We start from the raw sequence: 26031 nt of genomic DNA on the forward strand, positions 1-26031 counted from the left end.
CTCGGCGCGAGGGAGGGCGTCAGTCGCCCGGGTTGAGGCCCGAGTACGAGTGCTTGCCGCTGAACAGCAGGTTCACGCCGGTGAAGTTGAACAGGACGCACGCGTAGCCCACGACCACGAAGTAGGCGGCACGACGGCCGGACCAGCCGCGCGTCGTCCGGGCGTGCAGGTAGGCCGCGTAGACGACCCAGACGACGAAGCTCCAGACCTCCTTGGGGTCCCAGCCCCAGTAGCGGCCCCAGGCGTGCTCGGCCCAGATCGCGCCGCCGATGATCGTGAAGGTCCACAGGACGAACGCGACGGCGTTGAGGCGGAAGCTCAGCGCCTCGAGCTGCGTCGGTGTGGGCGTCGAGTCGAGCCAGCGCCAGCCGCGGCGGCCGAGGATCGCGCTGCCCTCGTCGCGCGAGTCGCGCAGGAGCTGCAGGACCGACGTGACGAACGCGACCGTGAAGATGCCCGTCGCGATGATCGCGACGCCCACGTGGATGACGAGCCAGTACGACTGGAGCGCCGGCTGCACGCCCGTGGCGACGACGAAGAACGCGTTCTGCGCGAGGACGAGGAAGAGCACCGCGAGCCCGGTGACGAACGAGCCGAGGAACCGCACGTCCCGCTTGAGCGAGACGACGAGGAACACGGCGAGCGCCACGAAGCTGCCCACGAGCGTGAACTCGTACATGTTGGCCCACGGCGTGCGACCAGCCGCGATGCCGCGCGTGACGATCGCCGCCAGCAGGAGCGCGGTACCGAGCCACGTCAGGGAGATGCCGATGTTCGCGGCCTTGCGCGAGACCGGCGCCGGCCCGTCGACCGCTCCGCCACCCGCAGTGGCCTCGGCGCGCGGCGCGTCGTCGCCGTCGTCGCCCGGCCCGTACGGCGAGGCGGCCGAGGCCCCACCGGTCGCGGCGAGAGCCTCGGCGCGCTGGGGCGACGTCGCGGCGTCGCGGTGCCGGACCTGTTCGGCGGTCCGCTGGTCGGTGCGCTCGTCGTCGCGGCGACCCGCGAGGCGCGACAGGTCGATCGCGAACGCCACGAGCGCGACGGTCAGCGCGGTCGCCGCCGCCCACACGAGGTCCTGGCTCAGCTCGGCCACGGTCATCGGTCAGCCTTTCGTGCGCGGCCCGTGCCGCGCGCGGTCGATCCGGTCCCCCGGGCGTCGGAGGACGAGGTCCCGCGCGAGCGCGCCGGACCGGAGGTGAGATCGCCCTCACCCGATGGTGCCACGCCCGGGAGCGCGGCGAGAAGCGAGTCCACCTCGCCCTGGAGCCCGGCGTCGTCGCCGCGCGCGAGCCCGGCGACCCGGACGACGGTCCGCTCGCGGGGCACGCCCGGGACCGTCCCGGTCGCGTCGTCCGCCGCCTCGGGCTCCGGCTCGCGCCACGCGCGCACCCACACGCGGCGGCGCGGCGTGAACAGCGAGACCGCGAGGCCGCCCAGAGCGCCGAGCGCGAAGACGAGCACCCACGTGAGCGACGGGTCGTGACGCAGGTCGAGCGCGACGTAGCGCGGCAGGGACTCGAACGTGATCGTGCCCAGGCCGTCGGGAAGCTCGACCGTCTCGCCCGGGGCGACCAGCACCTTGACGCGCTCGCCGTCCTCGTCGACGGACGGCTCGAGGTCCTCGGTGTCGAGGCGGTACACGTTCTGCGGCAGACCCTCGTCGAGGCCCAGGTCGCCGCGGTACACCTCGAGCACGAGGAGCGGGTTGATCGGCTGCGGGTAGACCGAGCTCGCCGTCGTGCCGTCCGCGCTGAGCTCCGCCGTCGGCAGGAACGAGCCGACGAGCCCGACCTGGTCGAGCCCGGGCGAGACGTCCGGCACCTTGATCACGCCGCGCGACGTGTACATCGTGTCCTCGGGCAGGAAGGGCACGCGGCCGGCGAACGCGACCTCGCCGTCGGCGTCGCGCACGGTCACCTCGGGCGCGTACCCGTTGCCCTGGAGGTAGATCTTCGCCCCGCCCGCGGTGAGCGGGTGGTTGACCTTGATGGTCTCCTCGTGGCTCGCGCCGTCCGGGTCGCGCACCGTCACGAACGCCGTGAAGTCGCGCGACTGCGCGAACGCGACGGCGTCCGCGGCGAACTCGGCCTCGAACCGGTCGAGCGTCATCGAGAACGGCACGAGCGACGACGGCCGGAACCACGCGCCGTTCTCGAACGTGTCGTAGTCCACGACCGCGTTCGCGAAGCCGCGGTCCTCCGTGACGATCGCCTGCCCCCGGTAGTGCAGGAGCTGGCCGAGGGCGACGGCGACGAGCAGCCCGAGGAGCGACAGGTGGAAGACGAGGTTGCCCGTCTCGCGCACGTAGCCGCGCTCCGCGGCCACGGTCCGCGCGGCCGGCCGCGCCGCCCGCTTCCCGACGGCGGGGGCCGCCTCCTCCGTGCCCGTCTCGACGCGGAACGTCGGCAGCCACCGCACGCGGCCGCGCAGGTGCGTCTGCGCCGCGGCCACGACCTCGTCGGGCGACGCGTCGGTCGTGACGTCCCCCTGCGCGGGGAACCGGTCGAACCGGCGCGGCGTGCGCGGCGGGCGGCTGCGCAGCGCCTGCAGGTGCGCCTTCGTGCGCGGGAGGATGCAGCCCACGAGCGAGACGAACAGCAGGATGTAGATCGCGGAGAACCAGACGGACGCGTAGACGTCGAAGAACCCGAGGCGGTCGAGCCACTCCCCCGTCGTCGGGTTGTCCTGGAGGTAGCGCAGCACCGCGGCGGGGTCCTGCGGGCGCTGCGGCAGCACCGACCCGGGCACCGCCGCGACCGCGAGCAGCATGAGGAGCATGAGCGCGACGCGCATGCTCGTGAGCTGGCGCCACGTCCAGCGCAGCGTCCCGACGAGCCCGAGCCTCGGCACGCTCGGGCCTGCCGACCCTGCTGACCCGTCCGTCCCCGCTGCGTCCTGCCCGTCGGCGGGCCGCGTCGAGGCTGCCTCCGGGCCACCCTCGGCGAACGCGTCGTCGATGCCCTCCGGGCGGTACCTCGGTGCCGACCTCGGCTCGGTCTTCTCGTCGCTCATCACACCACCGTCACGAATCCGCCGATCCAGCCCTGCAGCGCCCCGGTCAGCGTGCCCCACAGGCCCGTGACGAGCGCGAGGCCGATGAGCACGAGGAGCGCACCGCCGACGCGCATGACCGCGAGGCGGTGGCGGCGCAGGAAGCCCAGCATCCGCTGCGAGCTTTGCAGGCCGAGCGCGATGAGCAGGAACGGCACGCCGAGCCCGACGCAGTACGCGACCCCGAGGACCGCGCCGCGGCCCGCCGACGCCTCGCTGAGCGACAGCGCCTGGACGGCGACGAGCGTCGGGCCGAGGCACGGCGTCCAGCCCAGGCCGAACACGATGCCGAGGAGCGGCGCACCCCACAGCCCTGCCTGCGGGCTGAGGTGCAGGCGGCGCTCGCGCTGCAGGAAGGGCACGGCGCCCAGGAACGCGAAGCCCATGAGGATCACGACGACGCCGAGCACGCGCGTGATGACGTCCTCCCAGCGGACGAGGTGCACGCCGACCGCTCCCGCCGCGAACATCAGCGCGACGAACACGAGCGTGAACCCGGCGACGAACAGGCCGACGCCGGCCAGGACGCGGCCACGGCTGGGTGCGGCGACGGCGACCTGCGGGCGGGCCGTCGTCGTGCCGCCGCCGGCGCGCGACGTCCGGGCCGTGCGCCCGGACCCGGCGTTCGCGGCGGCCATGCCGCTGACGTAGCCGACGTAGCCGGGGACGAGCGGGAGCACGCACGGGGAGGCGAACGAGACCAGCCCGGCAAGGATCGCGACGGGGATCGCGAGGAGCATCGACCCGCTGAAGACGGTGGTCGCGAACGTGTCGCCGACGTCGGCGGCGAGCGCCGTGCCGAGAGGCACGGCCGGCGCGAGCGACGAGAGCGGGGACACGGACACGGTCAGCCGGCCGCCTCGTCCGTGGACCCGGCCGGGTCCTCGGCGAGCACGTCCTCGACGAGCGTGCCGAGGGTCGTGCCCTCGACGAGGCCGATGACGCGCGCGGCGACCCGCCCCTCGCGGTCGAGCACGACGGTCGACGGCACGGCCTGCAGCGGCACCGTGCCCGAGAGCGCCGCGACGACCTCGCCGCTGCGGTCGTCGATCGAGGGGTACGGCACCTCGAACGTGCGCTGGAACGCCTGGGCGGCCCCCGCCTCGTCCGTCGTGTTGATCCCGACGACGCGGACGCCTTCGGCCTCGTGCTCGTTCGCGAGCTCCACGAGGTCCGGGGCCTCGGCGCGGCACGGCGCGCACGCCGCGTACCAGGTGTTGAGGACCACGACGTCGCCCCGCCACGCGCTCGTGTCGACCGTCCCACCCTCGTAGTCCGTGCCCGTGAGGGAGACCGGCTCACCACGGTCGTCGGTGTCCCAGGTCCGGACGGACCCGTCGCCGGAGACGTAGCCCTGGCCCACGACGTCGGTCGTCGCGCCGGACTCCTGGGCGCACCCGGCCAGGGTGAGGGAAGCGACGAGAGCGACCCCGGCCGCTGCGAGGGCGCGCGCGCGGGCGCGAGCACGGGCGGTCACGACGGCATCACGGGTCGAAGACTCGCGCCCCAACCTGAGCGGGCGCTGAGAGATCGCCCGGCGAACCGGGCAGAACGGGCGTCCACGGGCTGCGACATGACGGACGTCACGCCCCGGCGACCTGGGAGGCCCCCGGGAGGAGGTCCGCGACGGGCTCGGAGTAGTGGATCCCCACGAGGCGGTCGTCCTCGAACGTGAGCGACGTGAGCGACGCGAGCGCGCACTGGCGCTTGCGCGGGTCGTGCCACAGCCGGCGGTTCTCGAAGCTGAGGCGCGTGAGCCAGACCGGCAGCTGGTGGCTCACGAGGAGGGCCTCGTGGCCGGCGGCCTTGTCGCGCGCGTCCGCGACCGCGGCGCGCATGCGCGCGACCTGCTCGACGTACGGCTCGCCCCACGACGGCCGCAGGGGGTTCCAGAGGTACCGCCAGTGCTGGGGGTGGCGCAGCGAGCCGTCGCCGACGCCGAACGTCATGCCCTCGAAGTGGTTCGCGGCCTCGATGAGCCGGTCGTCCGTCCCGAGCTCGACGCCGAACGCCTCCGCGGCGGGCGTCGCCGTCTCCTGGGCCCGCTGGAGCGGGGACGCGACGACGACGGTGACGTCGGCACGCGGGCGGGACGCGCCGTCGGGCCCGGGCTCGCCCGCGAGGTGCGTGGCGACGCGCCGGGCCATCTCGTGCCCGCGGTCGGACAGGTGGTAGCCGGCGATGCGGCCGTAGAGGACGCCGTCGGGGTTGTGGACCTCGCCGTGACGCAGCAGGTGGACGGTTGTGGAGACCATGGGTCCAGTATCGGCGACGCCCGGCCCTGTGCGTCTCAGCCGGGCCTCAGTCGTCGTCGTCCGCCTTGCAGGCCTCGGCGACCGACGCCATCGCCTCACCGAGCGCGCGGAACTGCTCGGGCGTCAGCACGTCCACCATGTACCGGCGCACGGCGGCGACGTGCGCGGGCGCGGCGGCCACGAGCGCGTCGTAGCCCTCGGGCGTCATCGCGCAGTTCACCCCCCGCCGGTCGCCGACGCTCGCCGACCGGCGCACGAGACCGCGCGCCTCCATGCGGGCGACGGTGTGGGTCACGCGGCTCCTGGAGCGCGCGAGGCCGTCGGCGAGCGCGGACATGCGCAGCGTGTGCTCGGGGCTCTCCGAGAGCCGGACGAGGAGCTCGTACTCGTTGAGCGAGACCGTGGACCGCTCCTCGTGGTCGCGGCTCAGCGCCTCGATGAAGCGCACCGTGCCGTCGAGGTAGGCGCGCCACTGCCTCTGCTGCTCGGCGTCGAGCCAGCGCGGCTCGAGCCGGGTCGCGGCGGCGCTGGAGACGTTCTGGCTGCTCATGCGGTCCTCGGGTTGTGCATCCGGTCCTCGGGTTGGGTCGGCGGGGCGTCGGGACGATTCTTCCATCCACCGGGAATAGACCGTGCAGGGGGTCGCGTTGATACGTGCGACTGTGGTTGAATCTTCAACCAATGGACTTCTCGCGGGACCACCGCGAGCTACCGACACCGATCTGAAGGAGCCACCATGGCCACGCCGCTGCCCACCGGCCTCACCGCCGGCACCTACGCCATCGACGCCTCGCACTCGCAGGCCGCGTTCACCGTCCGCCACGCCGGCATCTCGAAGGTGCGCGGCACCCTCGCGATCACCGGCGGGACGATCGCGGTCGGCGACGACCTCGACTCCTCGGCGGTCTCCGCCGAGCTCGACGCCGCGTCGGTGAGCACCGGCGACGCGAACCGCGACAACCACCTGCGCAGCGCCGACTTCTGGGACGCGGAGAGCAAGCCGACGTGGACCTTCGCGTCGCGCAGCATCCAGGGCGACGGCGACGACTACGTCATCACCGGAGACCTCACCATCAACGGCGTGACCAAGCCGGTCGAGCTCGAGGCCGAGTTCGCGGGCACCGCGACCGACCCGTTCGGCAACGCGCGCGCCGGCTTCGAGGCGAAGACGGAGATCTCCCGCAAGGAGTTCGACCTCACCTGGAACGCCGCGCTCGAGACCGGCGGCGTGCTCGTCGGCGACAAGATCAAGATCACGCTCGACGTCTCGGCCATCAAGCAGGCCTGACCCGACCGACCACCGCTGCCGGCCCGCCCCCGCCCGGCCGGCAGCGGTTCGGCCGCCCCTCCGGGGCGGCGCGAGAGGCCGCGTGCTCCCCCGCACGCGGCCTCTCGTCATGCCGGGAGCCAGGTCCAGCGCCTCATGCCGGGAGCCAGGTCCGGGGACGCCGTCAGCGGTCGGCCGCTGCGAGCGCGCGCGCCTGGGAGTGGAACGCGAGGATCTGCAGCTCGCTGCCCACGTCCACGCCGCGCACGTCGACGTCCGCCGGCACCTGCAGCGCGCGCGGCGCGAAGTTGAGGATCTCCTTGACGCCTGCGGCGACGACGCGGTCCGTCACGGCCTGCGCGTGCGCGGCCGGCGTGGCGAGGACGACGATCGTCACGTGCTCCCGGGCCACCACGTCCTCGAGGGCGTCCACGTGCTCGACGACGATCCCCGCCGCACGCGTGCCCACCACCTCGGGCGAGGCGTCCAGCAGCGCCGCGACGTGGAAGCCGCGCTGCTCGTAGCCCGAGTAGTTCGCGAGCGCGTGCCCGAGGTTGCCGATCCCGACGATCGCGATCCGGTGCTCGTCCACCAGGCCCAGCGCCTCGGTGATGTACTGCGCGAGCGAGTCGACGTCGTAGCCCACGCCGCGCGTGCCGAACGAGCCGAGGAACGAGAGGTCCTTGCGCAGCTGCGCCGGGCCCACGCCCGACAGCTCCGCGAGCTCGACCGACGACGTCGTCGTCACCCCGCGTGCGACGAGGTCGCGCAGCGCACGCAGGTAGGAGGGGAGCCGCGCCACCGTGGCGCTCGGGATCCCCGGGACCGTCACCTCACCGACAAACTGCTCAGCCACCTGCCACCACCGTCGTCCCGGGACCGTCCTCGTCGACGGTCGCTCGTGCGTACCCGGTGCCGATCATCCCAGGTCCGGGCGCCCGCCCGAAATCCGTCCCACCGCGCGCGCCAGGCGACGCGCGTCCACACGCCAGAACCCCTGCTGCACCCCGGCGACCGTGACGACCGGGACGTACTCGCCGTACTCCTCGCGGACGGCCGGGGCCGTCGCCGGGTCGTCGAGGTCCACCTCCGCCCACGCCACGCCCGCGTCGCCGCACACCTGCGCGACGACGGTCCGCGCGTCGTCGCACAGGTGGCACCCGGCGCGGCCGTACAGCAGGACGGGCACCGACGGCACGGACGGCACGGACGGCTGAGCGGCACTCACGGTCCCAGGGTAGAGGCACGTCCCACGGGCGCCGATAGAGTGGACGGCATGCCGACGTCCCCCGGGCAGCCGCCCGCCCGCCGCACGGCGGCGTTCTTCGACGTCGACAACACGATCATCCGCGGCGCGTCGTCCTTCCACCTCGCGCAGGCGCTCTACCGCCGCGAGTTCTTCTCCACCACGGACCTCGTCCGGTTCGCCGCGCACCAGGCGCGCTACCTCCTCCTCGGCGAGAGCCGCAAGCAGATCGACCGCATCCGGTCCCGCGCGCTCGACCTCATCGCCGGGCGCTCCGTCGCCGAGATCACCGCGATCGGCGAGGAGGTCTACGACACCGTGCTCTCGCTGCGCATCTACCCCGGCACGCGACGACTCCTCGACGAGCACCTCGCCGCGGGCAACCAGGTGTGGCTCGTGTCCGCGACCCCCGTCGAGATCGGCGAGCTCATCGCGCGCCGGCTCGGCACCACCGGGGCCCTCGGGACCATCGCGGAGCACGAGGACGGCTTCTACACCGGCCGGCTCGTCGGCGACCTCATGCACGGGCGCGCGAAGGCCGACGCCGTGCGCGCCCTCGCCGAGCGCGAGGGCATCGACCTCGAGGCCTCCTACGCCTACGGCGACTCGCTCAACGACGTCGCGATGATGAACGAGGTCGGGCACCCGTGCCCCATCAACCCCGACGCGCGGCTGCGCCGGCACGCGCAGGACGTCGGCTGGCCCATCCGCGAGTTCCGCGGCCGACGACGGCGCGTCGCCCGCAGCGGCGTCCGCACCGCGAGCTGGGCGGGCGCCGTGTGGGCGGGCGCGCTCGTGCTGCGGTCGGTCCGCCGCGCGGTCGACCGGCGCATCGCGCGGCTCTGACCTGGTCGTCGCGCGTCCGGGGTCACCACCCGGGGGCCGGCGTGGGGGTGTGCGCCTACGCACCACCCGGACAGCCGGTGGTACGCAGCGAGCCCGGTCACCCCTCGTCGGGGTGCCGGGCTCGGCGGTCGGTGCGCGTCAGGACGCGCGCGACGTCACTTCTTGTTACGACGCTGGTGGCGCGTCTTGCGAAGCAGCTTGCGGTGCTTCTTCTTGGCCATACGCTTGCGGCGCTTCTTGATGACGGAGCCCATACGGTCCTCGCAATGCTTGTCGGTGCTGTTCGGCAGCTGATCGGCTGGTCGGCGGCCGGCGACGGAACGGTCCGAACCGGTCGAGCGACTGCCGTGTGGTCCACGGTTGATCAGGTTTCGTGGACCACGAGCCGACCAACACGAGAGAAATCCGCCCCTTAGCCTACCTGCTCGCGCCGGTGGCCTCGAACGCGGCGATGCCCTGCCCGGTCGAGCGGTCCGCGGGGGCGCGTCGCGTCCAGGTCCCCCGCGCGCTCAGTCGAAGTGGGGGTCGAGGCCCAGGTGGGGGAAGGCGGCCCGACGCGTCGCGAGGACCGCGCGGTCGACCGCGTCGTCCGGGTCGAAGCCGGCGCTCCAGGGACGCCACTCGACGTCGGGCCCGAACGACGGCGGCGCGTCGTAGCCCGCGACGTCGGCGACGAGCTCGCGCCACGGCGCGGGCAGCTCGCGGTCGGCCGACACGGGGGCGTGGACCACCTCCCCCACGACCGCCGACCACACGAGGGGAACGACGCGTGCGATCGCGTACCCGCCGCCGCCGAGCGCGAGCCACCGCCCGTCCGTCAGCTCGTGCGCGAGCTCGTGCATCCGGGCCGCCGCCGTGCGCTGCGCGGCGACGGACACGTCGAGGTCGGACAGCGGGTCGTCACCGTGCGCGTCGCACCCGTGCTGCGTGACGAGCACGTCGGGGTGGAACGCGCGGAGCACCGGTGGCACGACGGCGTCCACCGCACGCAGCCACCGGGCGCCGTCGGTCCGGCGCGGGAGCGCGACGTTGACCGCGGTGCCCTCGGCGCCCGGACCACCGACGTCGGTCGCGTGGCCGGTCCCCGGGAACAGCGTCGCGCCGCTCTGGTGCACCGACACGGTGAGGACGCGCGGGTCGTCCCAGAACACCTCCTCGACGCCGTCCCCGTGGTGCGCGTCGAGGTCGACGTACGCGACGCGCTCGACGCCGTCGGCGAGCAGGCGCCGGATCGCGACCGCGGCGTCGTTGTACACGCAGAACCCCGACGCCGCGCCCGGCTTCGCGTGGTGCATGCCGCCCGCGACGTTGACGGCGTGCACGGCGGCTCCCGACGCGATCGCGTCGGCAGCGGCGCAGGAGCCGCCGACGATCCGCGCCGCCGCCTCGTGCATCCCCGGGAAGACCGGGTCGTCCTCCGTGCCGAGCCCGCGGTGCGGGTCGGTGGTGCCGTGGTCCGACGCCGCCCGGACCGCGGCGACGTACGCGGCGTCGTGGACGAGCGCGAGCACGGCGTCGTCGGCCGGCGCCGGACCGACCACGTCGACCTCCGCCCCGTCGAGGAGACCGAGGTCGCGCACGAGGCGCATCGTCAGGTCGAGGCGGGTCGGCGCCATGGGGTGGCCGGGGCCGAAGTCGTACCCGAGCAGCTCGGGCCCCCAGACGACGTGCGCACGGCGGGGTCCGGCGTCGGCGAGCGCCTCCGCGGCTCGCGGCGTCGGCTCGGTGCTGGGCATGGCTCACGGTATCGCCCGGTGGGGCGACATGACGCACCCCGGGTCGCGTGGCAGAGTTGCGCTCGTGGTGCGACCGAAGCCTGCGTGGGGGGACCGATGCCGTCAGGGCTGACCGGTCGCCTCTTCAAGGGGCGCGAGATCGTCGACCGTCTCGCCCGCCAGTCCCCCGCCCGGCTCGCCGTGACGGTCTTCGCGGCGGTCATCGCGCTGTTCACGGCGCTCCTGCTCGCGCCGTGGGCGACGGCGTCGGGCCGCTCCGCGTCGTTCGTCGACGCGCTCTTCACCGCGACGTCCGCGGTGTGCGTCACGGGTCTGGTGGTCGTGCCGACCGGGACGTACTGGTCGTTCTACGGCCAGGTGGTCATCCTCGTCGGGATCAAGGTCGGCGGCCTCGGGGTCATGACCCTCGCGTCGATCCTCGGCATGGCCGTCTCGCGCCGCATCGGCCTGACGCAGAAGCTCCTCACCGCGTCGGAGACGAAGACGACGCGGCTCGGCGAGGTCGGCTCGCTCGTGCGGGTCGTCATCATCACCTCGACATCGCTCGAGCTGCTCATCGCCCTCCTGCTCCTGCCACGGTTCATCGTGCTCGAGGAGACGTTCGGCGAGGCGGCGTGGCACGGGATCTTCTACGGCATCTCGGCGTTCAACAACGCGGGGTTCATCCCGACCGAGCAAGGCCTCATGCCCTACGTCGGGGACTGGATGCTGTGCCTGCCGATCATCCTCGGCGTGTTCATCGGCTCGCTGGGCTTCCCCGTGATCCTCAACGTCCTGCGCAACCGCCGCCGCGCCGCAAAGTGGAGCCTGCACACCAAGCTCACGCTGACGATGAGCGCCGCCCTGGTGGTCGTCGGCACGGTGCTGTTCGCGGCCTTCGAGTGGGGCAACGAGGGGACGCTCGGGCCGCTCTCTGCCGGGGAGAAGCTGCTCGCGTCCCTCTTCGCGGGCGTCATGCCCCGGTCGGGCGGGTTCTCGACCGTCGACACCGCGGAGATGCGCGAGTCGAGCTGGCTGATCACCGACGCGCTGATGTTCGTCGGCGGCGGGTCCGCGTCGACCGCGGGCGGCATCAAGGTCACGACGCTCGCCGTCATGCTCATCGCCATCGTCTCGGAGGCCCGGGGCGACCGCGACATGGAGGCCTTCGGACGACGCATCCCGCGCGAGACGCTCCGCCTCGCGGTCGCCGTGTCCTTCGTCGGCGCGACGGCGGTCCTCGTCTCGAGCCTGCTCCTGCTGGAGATCACGGGTGAGACGCTCGACGTCATCCTCTTCGAGACGATCTCGGCGTTCGCGACCGTCGGCCTCACCACCGGGATCACCCCGACCCTCCCCGACGCCGGGAAGTACGTGCTCGTCGCGCTGATGTTCATCGGCCGCACCGGGACGATCACCTTCGCCGCCGCGCTCGCGCTGCGGGACCGGCGCCGCATCGTGCGCTACCCCGAGGAGCGCCCGATCATCGGGTGATCGACCCATCGGGTAGAGCGACCGGCCCGCTGGACGCCTACCCTTCGACGACGACACCGACCCCAGGAAGGCCCCACCCCGTGACCGACCCCCTCTTCCCCGCGACCGGCGACGAACGGCTCCCGGCCGACCCCGTCGCCCGGCGCATCGTGGAGCGCGGTCGCTCCGAGCGAGCACGCCGCGACGAGGCGAGGGCGCCGCGCAAGGACGCCGGCGTGCTCGTCGTGGGCCTCGGCCGGTTCGGCACCGCGATCGCGGTGACCCTCGACCGGCTCGGCCAGGACGTGCTCGCCGTGGAGCGCGACGCCGACCTCGTGGCGCAGTGGAGCGGCCAGATCCCGCTCGTCGAGGCCGACGCGTCGAACCCCGTCGCGCTCGAACAGCTCGGCGCGCGGGACTTCCCGGTGGCGGTGGTGGGCGTCGGGACGTCGCTCGAGGCGAGCGTCCTCATCACCGGAAACCTCGTCGACATGGGGACGCCCCAGATCTGGGCCAAGGCGATCTCGGCCGAGCACGGTCGCATCCTCCAGCGCATCGGCGCGCACCACGTCGTCTTCCCCGAGGCGGACGCCGGTGCGCGCGTCGCGCACCTCGTCTCCGGCAAGCTCCTCGACTACATCGAGGTCGAGGACGGCTTCACGATCGTCAAGATGCGCCCCCCGAAGGAGGTGCAGGGCTTCACGCTGGTCCAGTCCAAGGTGCGCGAACGCTACGGCGTCACCGTGATCGGCGTGAAGTCGCCCGGCGAGGAGTTCCTCTACGCCACGCCCGAGACGCGGATCAGCGCCAACGACCTGCTCATCGTGTCCGGCCACGCGGAGCTGCTCGAGCGGTTCGCCGCGCGTCCGTGACGGTCGGGCCCACGCCGTTCCTCGACGCGTACAGGACCGAGCACGGCGACGCCCGCGCGCCTCGCTAGGCGCCGCGCACGGCGCGGCGACGGAGCGCGACGCCGGTCGCGACGGCGAGGGCCGCGACGACGGCTGCACCGGCGAGGCCTGCTCCGGTCGTCGCGAGCCCGCCGGGGCGCGGCGAGGCGGACGCGCCGCCCCCGCCCGCGGTCCCGTCGACCGGGTCGTCCGGGTCCGCCGGGCCGCCCGCGCCCGGGGCCGCGACCACCTCGAACGGCTCCGAGGCCACCTCGACGCCGAGCGCCGGCGCGACGGCACGGATCCGGTGCTCGCCGGGTGCGGTGTCGGCGGGCAGCGTGGTCGTGAGCTCGAAGTCGCCGTCGGCGTCGGTGGTGACGCCGTCCAGGAGCAGGGGGTCGCTGTGGAGCCAGACCTCGAGGACGGCGTTCGACGGCAGGTCCCCGCCCCGCACGACCAGCTGCTCGCCGGCGACGAACGGTCCGTCCCCCACGACGACGACGTGCGGGGACACCCGGTCCCGGATCTCCACGGTGACGCGCACGCCGTCGCTCGTCCCGTCGGGAGGAAGGGCGGTCGATGCGGCAGCGCCTGTCGCGCCGGTGACCGCCAGGGCGGCACCGAGCAGCACGGCGGCGATCCGCCGTCGGGTCGTCGTCAACGCGGTGAACCTCTTCGTCCGGCCCGGGAGGGCGACCTGGGTCCCCCCGAACCCGACTGGACGAGCGTCCAGTCGCGCCCATCCTGCCATCTCGCGCCACAAACCTGAACACCGCGTCCAGGTGGTTCACCCCGTGGACCACCCCGACGACGAGACCCGGCCCGCACCCCCGAGGGGGCACGGGCCGGGCAGGGACCCGGGCGGCGCCGGCACGCCGCTCGGGGGTCTGTGGCGGACCGGTCAGCCGCAGTCGAGCGCGTCGAACGCGGCCGTCGAGGTCGAGGTCACCTCCTCGCCGTCGACCGTCGCGCTGCCCGTCACCGTGACGATGCCTGCGGGGGCGGACGCCGCGCGCACCGCGAACGACTGGTAGGCCGCCCGTCCCGCCGCGACGTCGGCGAACGCCTTCTGGCCGTACGGGGTCGACAGGGTCACGTCGACGGGCACGTCCTCGCCGTTGGTGGCCCGCACGGCCACGTAGGCCGTGCCCGCGAGGCACCGCGGCGACGCCTCGACGACGAGGTCGAGCGACGGTTCCGCGCCCAGCGCCGGCAGGACGACCTGCCCGCGCGCCTCCTCGTTGCCCGCCGCGTCGGTCGCCGCGAACTCGATGACCTGCTCCTCCTCGGTGAGCGCGCGCGTGAACGGCTCCGAGTAGGTGCCCCAGAACGTGCCCGGGCCCTCCCACTGGATCTTGTCCACGCCCGAACCCGCGTCGACCGCCGTGAGCGTGATCTCGACGCTCGTGCCGAGGTCGCGCACCGTCGCGGTCGTGACCGGCGGGACGGTGTCCACGCGCAGGTCGCGCGAGCCCTCGCCCACGTTGCCCGCCGCGTCCGTGGCCCGGGCGGCGACGGTGTGCTGACCGTCGTCGAGCGTGAACGGGCCGTCGTAGGCGGCCCACTCGCCGCCGTCGACCGCGACCTCCACGACGGGTGCCGTGTCGCGGTTGTCCGTCGCGACGACCGTGACCGTCGGGGTGCCCACGTACCAGCCCGACGTCGCGGGGCCCGGCTGGGCCGAGACGTTCACCGTCGGAGGGGTGACGTCCTCGCCCGTGTCGGGCGCGACCACGAACACCGTGGCCTCGGCCGCGAGGTCCGTCCCGTCGACGTCCCCGGCAACGAAGAACAGGCCGTCCGGCTCGGCGTAGTCCGCCGGGTCGACGGCCTCCCACGTCACCGGCACGCGGCTGTCCTTCGACGCGTCCTCGTACTCGGCGGTCACCGTCGCCGGGAGGACCGGCGCCGTCCCCGCGAGCGTCACGACGCTCACGTAGTCGACCGCCGCGATCTCGCCCGGGTCGCCGTCGCGCACGTGCACGGTCCCGCTCACGGGCTCGACGAGCTCGGGCGACGTGCCCGTCACGTCGAACGCGCCGGGCGCGGCCACGTCCTCGGCCGTGACGTCCTCCCAGTCGACGTCCACGGTCTCGACGCGCCCGTCGGTGAAGACCGCGTCGATCTCCGCAGGGAGATCCGGCAGCACGCCGACGTCGGTCGGGATGTGCACCGGCGAGTGGTCGATCGGTCCGTGCGGGTCGACGGGGTCCGGCTCCTCGACGCCGCCCGTGCCCCACAGCTCCCACTCCGAGACCCCGACGGCGGAGTAGCTCGTCGCGGTCGTGCCGCGCAGCGCCTGGAACGTCGCCCGGACGCGCGTCGTCGTCACCGCGTCGAACGTCGTCGCGTTGGTCTCCAGGCGCGCCGTCGGGAACCCGCTGGGGTTCGGGAGGTCGACGAACGCACCCGCGTCCTCGTCCCAGTACTGGATCGTCCAGGACGCCGGGACGCGCACGTTGTCGCCGTTGGCGTCGGTGCCGTCGGACCAGAACCGGATGACCGAGCGGTCCACGGTGACCGGCGCCGGCCACGAGTACTCGAGCCACTGCGTCGCGGGGCGGTCCCCGCTCCACGTCGCCCACGTCGCGTCGTGCGCCCCGCCGGTGCTCACGCCGGAGCCGTCGTTCACGGCCTCGACCTTGTTCCACGACGCCGTGTAGCTCGCCTCGGGGGTCCCGAGGAGCGCGACGTTCGACGGCTCGGCCTCCGCCGCGGCGACGAGGCCGTCGGCGCTCTCCCCGGTCGCCGCCCACGCGCCGACGCCTGCGCCGGTGACCGCGAGAGCCAGCGCCGCGACCGTGGCGACCACGCGGCGTCGGGCACGCGCGGGACGGTCGCTCCCGTCGTGACCGTCCAGCGGGACGAGCACGGTGCCGCCGGTCCCCTGCGACGTGATGCTTCCTCGCGCGCTCATGCCAGCCTCGCCTTCCCCGCCGTGACCAGGACCCTCTGCCCGTCGCGGCGGCTCAGGAGGCCGTCCGCGGTGAACTGCTCGACCGTGCGCTGCACCCTCGCGAGGAAGGCCGCACGGTCCGCGAAGCCGCCGTCGCCCCACACGACGTCGAGGAACGACGTGCCGTTCTGGCGGCGGGCGTTCGTCACGCCGCTGTCCAGGCCCGCGAAGACGACGCGCGGCTCGGACCGCTCGACGTACATGTGGTACTGGGTGTCGTCACCCGACCACGCGGGCTCGAACGTGGTGCTCCCGAGCCGGAAGTACCCGTCGCCGAGGTCCGTGAACGCGCCCTCGAGCGTGCCGTCCAGACCCATGTGGGCGTAGAGCGACAGCTTGAGGTACTCCCGCGAGGCGCTGCGCGCGAGCAGCACGGTCGGCCCGTTCTCGATGCTCTGGATCGCGGGGTTGTCGATCGTCGGGACCGCGCGGATGCTCAGCGGCATGTCGATCTCGACGACGTCGCCGGGCGACCACGAGCGCGCGACGGTCACGTAGGTCCCGGGGACGGCGTCGAGGTCCTGCGCCGCGCCGTTGACCCGCACCGTGAAGCCCTTGCGCACCCAGCCGGGCACGCGCAGACGGAGGTCGAGCTGCCCCGACCCGTTCACCGTGAGCCGGCTCGACCCGACCTTCGGGTACTGCGTCTCCTGGACGACCTCGAACCCCTTCTCGTCCCACGCGAGCGTCGAGGCGAGGTAGAGGTTGACGTACAGCGCGCTGCCGTCGACGGTGCGGAAGTAGATCGAGTCCCGGTACTTCACGTGGTTCTCGAGCCCGGTCCCGCCGCAGCACGTGCCGGTGTTGCCGTACTCGCGCCGCGTGCCGGGGTTGACGCCGTACATGTACGTGACGTCGGGGTTGGTGTCCGACTGCGTGTTCTTCTTCGAGCCGACGACCTGGTTGAGCAGGCCGCGCTCGTAGTACTCCATGTACTTCGGGTCGAGCGTGTGGAAGAACAGCAGGCGGCTGAGCTTGAGCATGTTGTACGTGCCGCACGTCTCGGCGTTGCGCGCGCCGATGTCGCCCGCGACCGTGTTCGGCGGGCCGAAGAGCTCACCCTCGCCGTGGCCGCCGTGCGCGTAGGTGCGCCCGGGCACGACCATGCCCCAGAACCCTTCGACCGCCGCGCGGTACCGCTCCTCGCCCGTGAGGTCGTGGACCTTGAGGTAGCCGGGGAACTGCGGGATGTGCTGGTTCGCGTGCTTGCCGTTGAGCGTGTCCGTGCCCGCGGCGCTCGCGTCGACGAGCGTGTTGAGGTCGAACAGCCGGGCCGTGGCGACGTACGTGTCGTCGCCGGTGATGGCCGCGAGGTCGGCGAGGACCTCGTTCATGCCGCCGTACTCGCCCGCGATGTAGATGCCCCACATCCGGTCGAGCTGGGCCTGCGGCAGCACGGAGAGCCGGCTGTGCACCCAGTCCGCCATCGAGGTCGCGATCTCGAGCGCCTGGTCGGAGCCCGCGAGGCGGTACGCCTCGAGCAGTCCGGCCATGATCTTGTGGCACGTGTAGTACGGCGCCCAGATCTCGCCGTACGGCGCGTACTTCTCGAGCTGGCTGAACTGCCACTCGCCGTAGGCGGCGAGGAAGCCCGGGTGGCTGAACCGCCCCATGGCCGCGAGCGCCGTCTGGACCTCGCCGAGGCCCGCGACGATCTGGTCCACCTTGTCCTGGAACACGGTCTCCCCCGTGCTCGCGAACGCGAGCGACACCATGGACAGGAAGTGCCCGCCGTAGTGGCCGCGCAGGAGGTTGGCGGTCTGGGTGTTCGCGCGGCCCGGGTAGTCGTCGGGTCCCCACGCCTGCTCGTTGGCGTGGCCGAAGCCCTCCCAGCCGCCGGGCGCGCTCGCGCCCTTCGTGTCGAGCCCCGCGCTGCGCCGGAAGACCGCGAGGACGCGGTCGACCGGGTACACGCGGGCGAGGTGCAGCATCTGGTCCTGGGACCGGGTCGCGACGCTCGGCGCGAGCGTCACGTCGGACATCGAGAACGGCTCGGCGGCCCAGCCGTCGAGCGTGATCGACCGGTCGAGGGACCGCAGGAAGCCGCGGCTCACGGGTGGCCTCGTCGGGACGAACGCGGCGGGGACGGCCGGTGGTGCGGCGGCGGCGCCGCCGGCGAGGGCGACCGCACCGGCGGTCGCGCCGGCGGCCAGCGCGCCGAGCCGCAGGACGGACCGGCGCGAATAGGTCGAGTCGTGCACAGGCATGTCTGCTTCGCTCCTTCTCACTCGTCGTCGAGTGGTGGAAGCGTCGTCGGCGGCAAGGAGGGAAGTCCCGCGTTCCGACGCTCGTGCAGGGTCATGGGTGCGAGGTGCAGGCCGCGCGCCGAGGGAGAGGGGCACTCCCTCTCCCTCGGCGCGACGGCTCGACCTCGCGAGGATCAGGCGCAGTCGAGTGCTTCGACCGGCGCCTCCAGCGTGGTCGTCACCTCCTTGCCGTCGAGGGTCGCGACACCGGTGACGGTGACGGTCCCGTCCGGGACGCTCGCCGCGCGGACCGCGAACGACTGGTACGCCGCCTTGCCGGCCGCGACGTCGCGGAACGCCTTCGTTCCGTACGGCGTCGTGAGGGTCACGTCGGCGGGCACGTCCTCGCCGTTCGTCGCGCGCACGGCGACGTACGCCTTCCCCGCGAGGCACCGCAGCGAGACGTCGACCACGAGGTCGAGCTCGGGCGCGGGCGGCTCGTCGCCGTACGCGGCGAGGAGCGCGGCCTGCTCGGCGGCCGTGATCGGCAGGACGGTCCCGTGGCGCGGGCTGCTCGGCAGGTCCGCGTCGACGGACGTCCACACGCCCGAGTCGAGGTCGGTGGACTCGAGCGGCAGGTAGCCCTGGCCGCCGTGGTAGCTCGGCTGGTCGACGAAGAGGTACCACTTCTCCTCGGTGTTCGACTTGAACACCGTCGGGCCCTCGCCCGCCGTGAGCGTGCCGCCCCAGGGGTTCGGCTGGCCGTACCCGATCCTCTCGGCGACGAGGTCCCAGTCGGTCGAGCGCAGGTCCGTCGACTTCTCGAGGCGCGGGATCATGTACGCCTCGTCCTTGGTGAACCGGTAGTACGTGCCCTCGTGCTCGACGATCGAGGAGTCGATCATGCCGAGGCCGTTGCCGCGCTTCTCGTCGATCCACACCTGCGGCTCGCTGAACGTCACGAAGTCGCGCGTCGTGGCGTACATCATGCGCTGGTACGAGTCGGCGATGCGCCGGTTGGACGTGTCGGTCGTCGGGTACAGCGCCGAGGCCCAGTAGACGATGTACTCGCCGCGCTGCGCGTCGTAGAACGCCTCGGGCGCCCACGTGTTGCCCGCGTACTCGCTCGAGACCGTCACCGAGCGCTGCTCGGACCAGTTCACGAGGTCCGTCGACTCCCAGATCATGAGGGCGCGCGAGCCGCGCTCCTGGGCGTTGCCGAAGTTGTTCCCGCCGTAGATGCGCAGGTCGGTGGCGAGCATGAAGAACCGGTCGCCCTCGGGCGAGCGGATGATGAACGGGTCGCGCAGACCCTTCTCGCCGAGCTCCGACGTGAGGACGGGCTCGGCGTCGTTGAGCTCGACCCAGTCGAGCGGGTCGTTGCCGTCGCTCACGCTGAAGTAGACCGACTCGCCGTCGGGCGTGCTCTCGCCCTCGAAGTACGGGAAGAAGTAGCCCTCGTAGTCCGCGGCGGCCGGCAGGGGCCGGACGGTCGCGTCGTAGGTGTGCGTGGCCGTCGCGCCGTCCTTCGACGCCGTGACGGTGAGCTGCACGACGGCGGCCTCCTCGCCGTGCGCTGGGCGCGTCACCTCGCCCGTGGGCGAGATCGTGGCGGGGTCGGAGGTGATCCACGTGAGGGCCGAGCCGTTCGCGCCGGTCACGGGGAGCGTGAGGTTGCCGCGCACGTCGTCGAGGTGCGGGACCGTCACGTGCTCGGCGTCCCACTGCGCCGCCTCGGCCGGCAGGAGCTGCGCGAGGACCGTGACCTCGAACGTCGCGGTCCGCGCGACGGCGCCGCGCGTCACGGCGGCGGTCAGGGTGACCGTCGCGTCGTCCTCGCCAGCTGCGGGACGTGTGACCTTGCCGGTCGCCGAGACGACCGCGGGGTCGGACGACGACCACGTGACGAGCGAGCCCTGGGCGGCAGCCGTCGGGAGCGCGAGGTCGGCGGTGACGGCGCTCGTGTCGCCGAGGTCGAGCGCTGCGAGGTCGGCGTCGGCCGCGGCGGCCGACGTCTCGAGCGCGAGCTCGGCCGCCTCGGCCGCCGTGACGGCCCGGTCGTAGATCCGGAAGTCGCGGACCTGCCCCTTGAGGTACCGGTCGCCGGAGTACAGCGAGCGCCCGACGTAGTTCGCCGTCGTCTGCCCGCCGCCGATCTGGCCGGGGTCGGTCGTGACGTTCGTCGCCTGCTTGACCTGGACGCCGTCCTCGTAGAGCGTCGCGGTCGTGCCGGTGAGCGTGTACGTCAGGGTCTTCCAGACGCCGCGCGTCAGGTTGGACCCCTTGGTGACGGTCTGCTCGGTGGTCCAGCTGCCCGTCGCGATCGACGTCCGGTACGCGTTGCCGGTCGTGAAGAGGTAGCCGTTGCCGGCCGTCCCGCTCGAGTTCCCGAGCCCGTAGATGAAGTACGGCGTCGCCTGCGTGGTGTCGACCAGCACGTCGAGGCTCACCGTCGCGTCGGTGAGGCCGGCGAGCAGGTGGTCGGGCAGGTCGACGTAGTCGTCGGTGCCGTCGAGCGCGAGACCGTCGGGGGTCGCCGTCGCGCCGTGCACCGTGGCCGGGCCGAACGTCGAGCCCGCGGCGAGGTTCGCCGTCGTGCCGCCGGTGGTGCTGGCCGCGTCGAGCGGGTACCAGGCGACGAGCCCGGCGTCGTCAGCGCTGCCGGCCCCGCTGGCCGCGGCGGTGCCGACCGGGGCGGCGACGGGGGCCGCCGTGGCGCCTGCCGTCCCGAGCATCGTCGCGGTGAGCGCGCCGACGAGCCCGACGGCGATGCCCGCCGCCCGGCGACGGCGGCGCTCGGGCCGGCGTGTCGTGGTCTCTCTCATGGTCGTCCTTCTCCTCGTCGAGATGAAACGTGAAGCACCTGCCGAGGTAGTACCCGCGGTCGCGAGGTAGAACCCCGGGGGTTCTACCTCGCGACCTGCGGTTCTACCTCGCGGATGTCAGTCGCACGTAGCGGCGTCGTACGCGACCGCGTACTCCGTGGTGATGGGCTCGCCGTCGAGGACCGCAGTGCCCGTGACCGTCGCCGTCCCCGCGGCCACGGACGTCGCCCGCACCGCGAACGACTGGTAAGCCGCCTTGCCGGGCGCGACGTCGGCGACCACCTTCTGGCCGAACGGCGTCGCGAGCGTGACGTCGGCGGGCACGTCGCCCGCGTTCGTCGCGCGGACCGCGAGGTAGGCCTTGCCCGCGAGGCACCGGGGGGTGGCCTCGACGGTCAGCTCGACCTCGGGCTGCGGCGCGACGTCGACCGGGTCCACGCTCTCGAGCGTGGGCGTGACCTTCTGGATGAGGCCGTCCTCGCCGAACGTGAGGCGGTCGATCGTCGTCTCGCGGTTGGTCCCGTTGCCGCCGGGGATCGCGAAGCGGTGGTACGCGATGTACCAGTCGTCCGTGCCCTCGACGTTGAGGATCGAGCTGTGCCCGGTCCCGAGGATCCCCTGCGACGCGTCCTTCTCGAGGATGACGCCGCGGTAGGTCCACGGGCCGTCCATGCTCGTCGCGGTCGCGTACCCGACGCGGTAGTTCGGCGACCCGGTGTCGTCGATCGAGTACGTGAGGTGGTAGATCCCGTCGCGGAAATTGACGAACAGGCCCTCGCGGAAGTCCGTCAGCCCGGGGATGCGACGCAGCGTGCTCTGCTCGATCGACGTCATGTCGTCGGACAGCTCGGCCATGACCGGGCCGTTCGACGGGCCGCCGTTGCCCCACAGGAGCCAGTACTTGCCGGTCTGCGGGTCGTGGAACGCCGCCGGGTCGATGGCCTGGCCGGAAGTGACGGCCTCGCCGTTGGTGATCATCGCCGTGGGCTCCGCGGTGAACGGTCCCTCGGGGCTGTCGGCCACCGCGACGCCGATCGTCTTGCGGTCGTACGTCGGGTTGTGGCCCGAGAAGTAGAAGTAGTACTTCCCGTCCCGCTCGATGATGGTCGGCGCCCACGCGTTGCCCGTCGCCCACGGGACGTTCCCGTTCGCGCCGTCGAGCGTGAGGAACGGCTCCTCCGAGCGCTCCCACTCGACGAGGTCGGAGGACTTCCAGACGTAGAAGTCCTTGCCGCCCCAGCCGGGCGTGCCGTCCGTCGTCGCGTAGAGGTAGAACGTGTCGCCGAACTGCGCGATGTTCGGGTCGGCGTACCGGCCCGGCAGCACCGGGCTGTTCATCTCCTTCGCCTGGACCGTCCACGTGCGCGACGACCCGTCCGGCCCGGTCACCGTGTACTCGACAGGCTCCGAGAAGTCCTGCGCGGACCCGTTCGACGGCGAGACCGTGGCCCGGGGCGAGACGGCCAGCACGGGCGCGAGCGCCGTGAGGTCCGTCCCCGGCTCGACCGGGAGCGTGACCGTGGAGCTCGCGCCGTCGACGATCGCCGGGACCTTCAGCTCGTCGAGCTCGGCGCCCGTGACGGCCGTGTGGTCGGCGCCGAGCTGGAACACCTCGTCGGCGGTCAGCGCGCGGTCGTAGACCCGGAAGTCGCGCACCGAGCCCTTGAGGTAGCGGTCGCCCGGGTAGACCGAGCGGCCGATGTAGTTCGCGAGCGTTGACCCGTTGCCGATGTCCTTCGGGTCGATCGTCACGCCGGTCTGGCGCCCGACCTCGATGCCGTCCTCGTAGAGCACGGCGGTCGTGCCCTCGAGCGTGTACGTGAGGTGCTTCCAGACGCCGCGCTGCAGGTCGGCGTTCTTGCTCACCGTCTGCTCCGTGGTCCAGTTGCCCGTCGCGATCGACGTCCGGTAGGCGTTGCCGGTCGTGAACAGGTAGCCGTTCCCGGCCGTCCCGCTCGTGTTGCCGAGGCCGTAGATGAAGTACGGCGTGGCCTGGTCCGTGGCGATCTTCACGTCGAGGCTCACCGTCACGTCCGTGAGGCCGGCGAGCAGGTTGTCGGGCAGGTCGACGTAGTCGTTCGTCCCGTCCAGGGTCGCGCCCTCGCCGGTCCCGCTGAAGGCTGCGCCGCCCGTGAGCGTCGCAGCGCCGATCGTGGCGTCGGGCGCCGAGTTGGCCGCCGTCGTGCCGCTCGTCTCGTCGAGCGCGTAGCGCACCACGAGCCCCGGCACGTCGGAGGTCACCTCGACCGCGACGTACGCGGTGCGCGACCCGTCCGCTGTGGTCGCGGTGACCATCGCGTGGCCCTCGCCGACGCCGGTCACGACGCCCTCGGCCGAGACCGTGGCGACGGACTCGTCGTCGGACGCCCACGTGATCGCGCGGGCGCTCGCGTTGGCCGGGGTGACGGTCGCGGTGAGCTGACGCGTCCCCGCGACGCCCACCTGGACCGACTCCGGGGCAACGCTCAGGCCCTCGACCGGCACGACGTCGTCGGTCACGGTGACGACCGCGCGGGCGCGCACGCTCACGCCGCCTCCGAGGGATCCACCGACCTCGAACGTCCCCGCCTGCGCGTACGACGCCGGGTCGACCGCGTCCCACGTGACGTCCGCCGGACCCGAGGTCCCGTCGGCGAAGCGAGCGGTGACCTGTGCGGGGAGCACGGGAGCAGAGCCCGTCTGGACCGTCACCGCGACGTCCTCGACGGACTCGACGAACGCGTCGGGCTGGTACGTGCGCAGCAGGCGGTCGTACTCGGCCTGCGTCACGGGGAGCACCGTGCCGTGGCGCGGGCGCGACGGCATCTCGTAGTCGGTCGACATGGTCCACTCGGCGGCGTCGAGCGACGTGGACTCGAACGGCACGTAGCCGCGGCCGCCGAACTCGTCGATGAAGAGGTACCACTTGTCCTCGGTGTTCGACCTGAAGATCGTCGGGCCCTCGCCCTGGTTGATGCCCGGGCCGGCCGAGCTCGCCTTGCCGATGCAGTCGGTGACGTAGTCCCAGTCGGTCGACAGCAGCTCGTCGGACTTCTCCGCGAGGATGAACTTCGAGCACGGCGTCGTCGAGGTGTTGTTCCGCTCGTCCTTCGTGAAGCGGTAGAACGTGCCGTCGTCGTCCTGCGCGACCGTCGAGTCGATGACGGAGTAGCCCGGGTCGACCCAGACCTTCGCCTCGGAGAACGTCACGAAGTCGCGCGTCGTGGCGTACATCATGCGGTTGTAGCTGTTCCCCGTGTGGTTCGGGTCGTCCTCCGCGTAGAGCTTCGACGCCCAGAACACCACGTACGCGCCGAGGCTCTCGTCGTAGTACGCCTCAGGCGCCCACGTGTTGCCCGCGGTGTCCGGCGAGACCTGCACGAGGCGCTGGTCGGTCCAGGTCACGAGGTCCGTGGACTCCCACACCATGATCGACTTCGAGCCCTGCCGCTGCGCGGCGTCCCAGCCGTTGCCGTCGTAGATCCGCAGGTCGGTCGCGATCTGGTAGAACTTGTCGCCCTCGGGCGAGCGGATGATGAACGGGTCCCGCAGGCCCTTCTCCCCCAGCTCCGACGTCAGCACCGGCTGGTTGTCGTTGAGGTTCTGGTAGTTCAGCGCGTCGTTGCCCTGGCTCAGGCCGAAGTAGACCTGCTCGCCGGTGGCCGTGCCCTCGCCGACGAAGTAGGAGAACAGGTAGCCCTCGAGCTCCTCCTGCTCCGGCAGCGGCGGGACCGTCGCGCCGAGCTCGCGCGTCGCGGTGGCCGCGCCGACCGTGGCGGTCGCGGTGAGCGTGACCGTCTCCGCGTCCTCGCCGTGCGCGGGCCGGGTGACCTCGCCGGTGGGCGTGATCGCGCCCGACGACGACGCCCAGCTCACGCTCGCACCGTGCAGCCCGGTGGTGGGCAGGGTGAGGTTGCCGCGCACGTCGTCGAGGTTCGGGACCTCGAGCGCGGCCGCCGCGGCGTCCGCCTTCGCCTGGTCGCCGTCGCCGGGGAGGACCGTGACGTCGAACGTGCGGGACTCGGTCGCCCCGCGCAGCGCGACGGTCGCGGTGAGCGTGGCGGTCGCGGGCTCCTCGCCCGCGGCCGGGCGGGTCACGGTGCCGTCCGCTCCGACGACGCCGTCGTCGGACGTGGCCCACGTGACCGCCGTGCCGCCGACGCCCTGCGCCGGGAGGTCGAGGTCGGTGACGACGGCGCTCGCGTCGCCGAGGTCGAGGGCCGCGACGTCGGCGGTGACCGCGTCCTGCGCGGCGTCGGCCGAGATGTCGGCGACCTCCTGCGCGGTGAGCGCGCGGTCGAAGAGCCGGAAGTCCTTCATGCGGCCCTTGAAGAGGTTGTCCGCGGCGTACGCGGACTTCCCCAGGAGGTTCGCGGTGGTCACGCCGCCGCCGATCGCACCCGGGGTGATCGTCACCGCGGTGTTCTGCCCGACCTGTGTGCCGTCCTCGTACAGGCGCGCGGTGCCGCCACCGAGCGTGTAGGTGACCGTCTTCCAGACACCGCGCGCGAGCGCGCCGGCCGGGGCCTTCGCGGTGTTCTGCTCACGACCCCACGCGAGGTCGGAGATCGTCGCACGGTAGTTCGCGTTGCCCGTCGAGAAGAGGTAGCCGTTCCCGGACTGCGGCGTCCCGACGGCGGTGTTGCCGAGGGTGTAGAAGAAGTAGTTGCCAGTGAGGGACGTGTCGATCCAGACGTCGGCGCTGACGGTCACGGCGTCCATCCCGGCGAGCAGGTCGTCCGGCAGGGCGACGTGGTTCGAGCCGCCGAACACCAGGCCCTGGCCCTCGCTCCAGCCACCGCCCGACCCCGCGAGGGTCGCGTCGAGGCCGTTGCCGGACGCGTCGTGCGCGACCGCGCCCTCCGTCTCGTCGAGCGGGAGCCACAGCTGGAGACCGTCGGTCGTCGGCGCGGCGAGCGCCGCGGTCGACGCGGGTTCGAGGACGGTGGGCTCCAGGGCGGCGGGTGCTGCGGCCGCCGCGGCAGGCGCGAGCGGGCCCACCAGGGCGAGCCCGAGGAGCGCCGCGAGCGCACGCCGTCCGGCACGCGTGTCGGACGGACGCGTGCCGGACGTGCGCGGGTGCTGGGCGGTCGCGGACCGGTGGCCGGCCGGCGGTGTGTCGGACGTGCCGGCGGTCCCTCTCGATGTCGTTCGAGAGCTGTCTCGTACGTGGCGTGAGGTCATCGATGACTCCTCGTCGTCGTGCCCCGGCGGCACCGCCGGGCGGCCCGTCCGTCGTCGGACGAGCGCGTGTGAACGCTAACATGTGAGCGCGAACATGAATAGGGCGAGCGCTCAGGTGATCACGTTCGAACGTCTCTGCCGACTCTCGACCGCCGAGG

At 72.9% G+C, this 26031-nt stretch carries 19 protein-coding genes; 4 read left to right on the forward strand and 15 right to left on the reverse strand.

Features of this window, described 5'->3' with window-relative positions; genetic code table 11:
• Positions 1–19: 19 nt before the first annotated feature.
• From ccsB to ACZCLJ_RS08540, 6 genes are all read right to left on the reverse strand, one after another.
• Complete coding sequence (gene ccsB, locus ACZCLJ_RS08515) at positions 20–1099, reverse strand: c-type cytochrome biogenesis protein CcsB (RefSeq protein WP_463106119.1); 1080 nt, start codon at positions 1097–1099, stop codon at positions 20–22.
• On the reverse strand, positions 1096–3012 hold the full coding sequence (resB, locus tag ACZCLJ_RS08520; RefSeq protein WP_463106120.1) for a cytochrome c biogenesis protein ResB: 1917 nt from the start codon (positions 3010–3012) through the stop codon (positions 1096–1098). Before resB ends, ccsB begins: the two co-directional genes overlap by 4 nt.
• Positions 3012–3791, reverse strand: coding sequence for a cytochrome c biogenesis CcdA family protein (locus tag ACZCLJ_RS08525; protein ID WP_463106382.1), 780 nt, complete (start codon positions 3789–3791; stop codon positions 3012–3014). The genes resB and ACZCLJ_RS08525 overlap by 1 nt, the downstream gene beginning before the upstream one ends.
• A 107-nt stretch (positions 3792–3898) precedes the next feature.
• Positions 3899–4528 carry a TlpA family protein disulfide reductase gene (locus ACZCLJ_RS08530; RefSeq protein ID WP_463106121.1) on the reverse strand — a complete coding sequence of 210 codons (630 nt, stop codon included), beginning with the start codon at positions 4526–4528 and terminating at the stop codon, positions 3899–3901.
• A 106-nt stretch (positions 4529–4634) separates the two neighbouring features.
• Complete coding sequence (locus tag ACZCLJ_RS08535; protein ID WP_463106122.1) at positions 4635–5306, reverse strand: histidine phosphatase family protein; 672 nt, start codon at positions 5304–5306, stop codon at positions 4635–4637.
• A 46-nt stretch (positions 5307–5352) separates the two neighbouring features.
• Positions 5353–5856 carry a MarR family winged helix-turn-helix transcriptional regulator gene (locus tag ACZCLJ_RS08540; protein ID WP_251153449.1) on the reverse strand — a complete coding sequence of 168 codons (504 nt, stop codon included), beginning with the start codon at positions 5854–5856 and terminating at the stop codon, positions 5353–5355.
• Positions 5857–6042: 186 nt separating this feature from the next.
• Between ACZCLJ_RS08540 and ACZCLJ_RS08545 the strand changes: the two genes are divergently transcribed.
• The gene (locus ACZCLJ_RS08545) at positions 6043–6594 is read left to right on the forward strand and encodes a YceI family protein (RefSeq protein ID WP_251153448.1); all 552 of its coding nucleotides are present in this window, start codon (positions 6043–6045) and stop codon (positions 6592–6594) included.
• A 163-nt stretch (positions 6595–6757) separates the two neighbouring features.
• On the opposite strand, the gene ACZCLJ_RS08550 is transcribed toward ACZCLJ_RS08545, so the two are convergent.
• Both ACZCLJ_RS08550 and ACZCLJ_RS08555 read right to left on the reverse strand, forming a co-directional pair.
• Complete coding sequence (locus ACZCLJ_RS08550) at positions 6758–7429, reverse strand: redox-sensing transcriptional repressor Rex (RefSeq protein WP_463106123.1); 672 nt, start codon at positions 7427–7429, stop codon at positions 6758–6760.
• 63 nt (positions 7430–7492) lie between these two features.
• Complete coding sequence (locus ACZCLJ_RS08555) at positions 7493–7801, reverse strand: glutaredoxin family protein (RefSeq protein ID WP_463106124.1); 309 nt, start codon at positions 7799–7801, stop codon at positions 7493–7495.
• A gap of 48 nt (positions 7802–7849) precedes the next feature.
• Here ACZCLJ_RS08555 and ACZCLJ_RS08560 point away from each other — a divergent pair, with 48 nt between their 5' ends.
• A complete protein-coding gene (locus ACZCLJ_RS08560; RefSeq protein WP_251153446.1) occupies positions 7850–8665 on the forward strand; it encodes an HAD family hydrolase in 816 nt (271 codons plus the stop codon).
• A 155-nt stretch (positions 8666–8820) separates the two neighbouring features.
• Here the strand turns inward: ACZCLJ_RS08560 and ACZCLJ_RS08565 are convergent, their stop codons facing one another.
• Complete coding sequence (locus ACZCLJ_RS08565; protein WP_003792170.1) at positions 8821–8919, reverse strand: 30S ribosomal protein bS22; 99 nt, start codon at positions 8917–8919, stop codon at positions 8821–8823.
• Positions 8920–9174: 255 nt separating this feature from the next.
• Complete coding sequence (locus ACZCLJ_RS08570) at positions 9175–10401, reverse strand: acetoin utilization protein AcuC (RefSeq protein ID WP_463106125.1); 1227 nt, start codon at positions 10399–10401, stop codon at positions 9175–9177.
• A 96-nt stretch (positions 10402–10497) separates the two neighbouring features.
• On the opposite strand from ACZCLJ_RS08570, the gene ACZCLJ_RS08575 reads away from it, so the two are divergent.
• Together ACZCLJ_RS08575 and ACZCLJ_RS08580 are read left to right on the forward strand one after the other, a co-directional pair.
• Positions 10498–11874 (forward strand): TrkH family potassium uptake protein, encoded by a 1377-nt coding sequence (locus ACZCLJ_RS08575; RefSeq protein WP_463106126.1) that lies wholly within the window; start codon positions 10498–10500, stop codon positions 11872–11874.
• A gap of 149 nt (positions 11875–12023) precedes the next feature.
• Positions 12024–12725 carry a potassium channel family protein gene (locus tag ACZCLJ_RS08580; protein ID WP_463106383.1) on the forward strand — a complete coding sequence of 234 codons (702 nt, stop codon included), beginning with the start codon at positions 12024–12026 and terminating at the stop codon, positions 12723–12725.
• Between the two features lie 64 nt (positions 12726–12789).
• Here the strand turns inward: ACZCLJ_RS08580 and ACZCLJ_RS08585 are convergent, their stop codons facing one another.
• The 5 genes from ACZCLJ_RS08585 to ACZCLJ_RS08605 form a co-directional block, all read right to left on the reverse strand.
• Positions 12790–13404 carry a hypothetical protein gene (locus ACZCLJ_RS08585; RefSeq protein ID WP_463106127.1) on the reverse strand — a complete coding sequence of 205 codons (615 nt, stop codon included), beginning with the start codon at positions 13402–13404 and terminating at the stop codon, positions 12790–12792.
• A 240-nt stretch (positions 13405–13644) separates the two neighbouring features.
• Entirely contained in the window at positions 13645–15660 is a 2016-nt protein-coding gene (locus ACZCLJ_RS08590) for an OmpL47-type beta-barrel domain-containing protein (protein ID WP_463106128.1), read from the reverse strand.
• The gene (locus ACZCLJ_RS08595) at positions 15657–17906 is read right to left on the reverse strand and encodes a glycoside hydrolase family 127 protein (protein ID WP_463106129.1); all 2250 of its coding nucleotides are present in this window, start codon (positions 17904–17906) and stop codon (positions 15657–15659) included. Before ACZCLJ_RS08595 ends, ACZCLJ_RS08590 begins: the two co-directional genes overlap by 4 nt.
• Before the next feature lie 173 nt (positions 17907–18079).
• The gene (locus ACZCLJ_RS08600) at positions 18080–20710 is read right to left on the reverse strand and encodes an immunoglobulin-like domain-containing protein (protein ID WP_463106130.1); all 2631 of its coding nucleotides are present in this window, start codon (positions 20708–20710) and stop codon (positions 18080–18082) included.
• Between the two features lie 117 nt (positions 20711–20827).
• Positions 20828–25873 carry a family 43 glycosylhydrolase gene (locus ACZCLJ_RS08605; RefSeq protein ID WP_463106131.1) on the reverse strand — a complete coding sequence of 1682 codons (5046 nt, stop codon included), beginning with the start codon at positions 25871–25873 and terminating at the stop codon, positions 20828–20830.
• Positions 25874–26031: the final 158 nt, after the last annotated feature.

Source organism: Cellulosimicrobium sp. So1_17 (assembly GCF_055181235.1).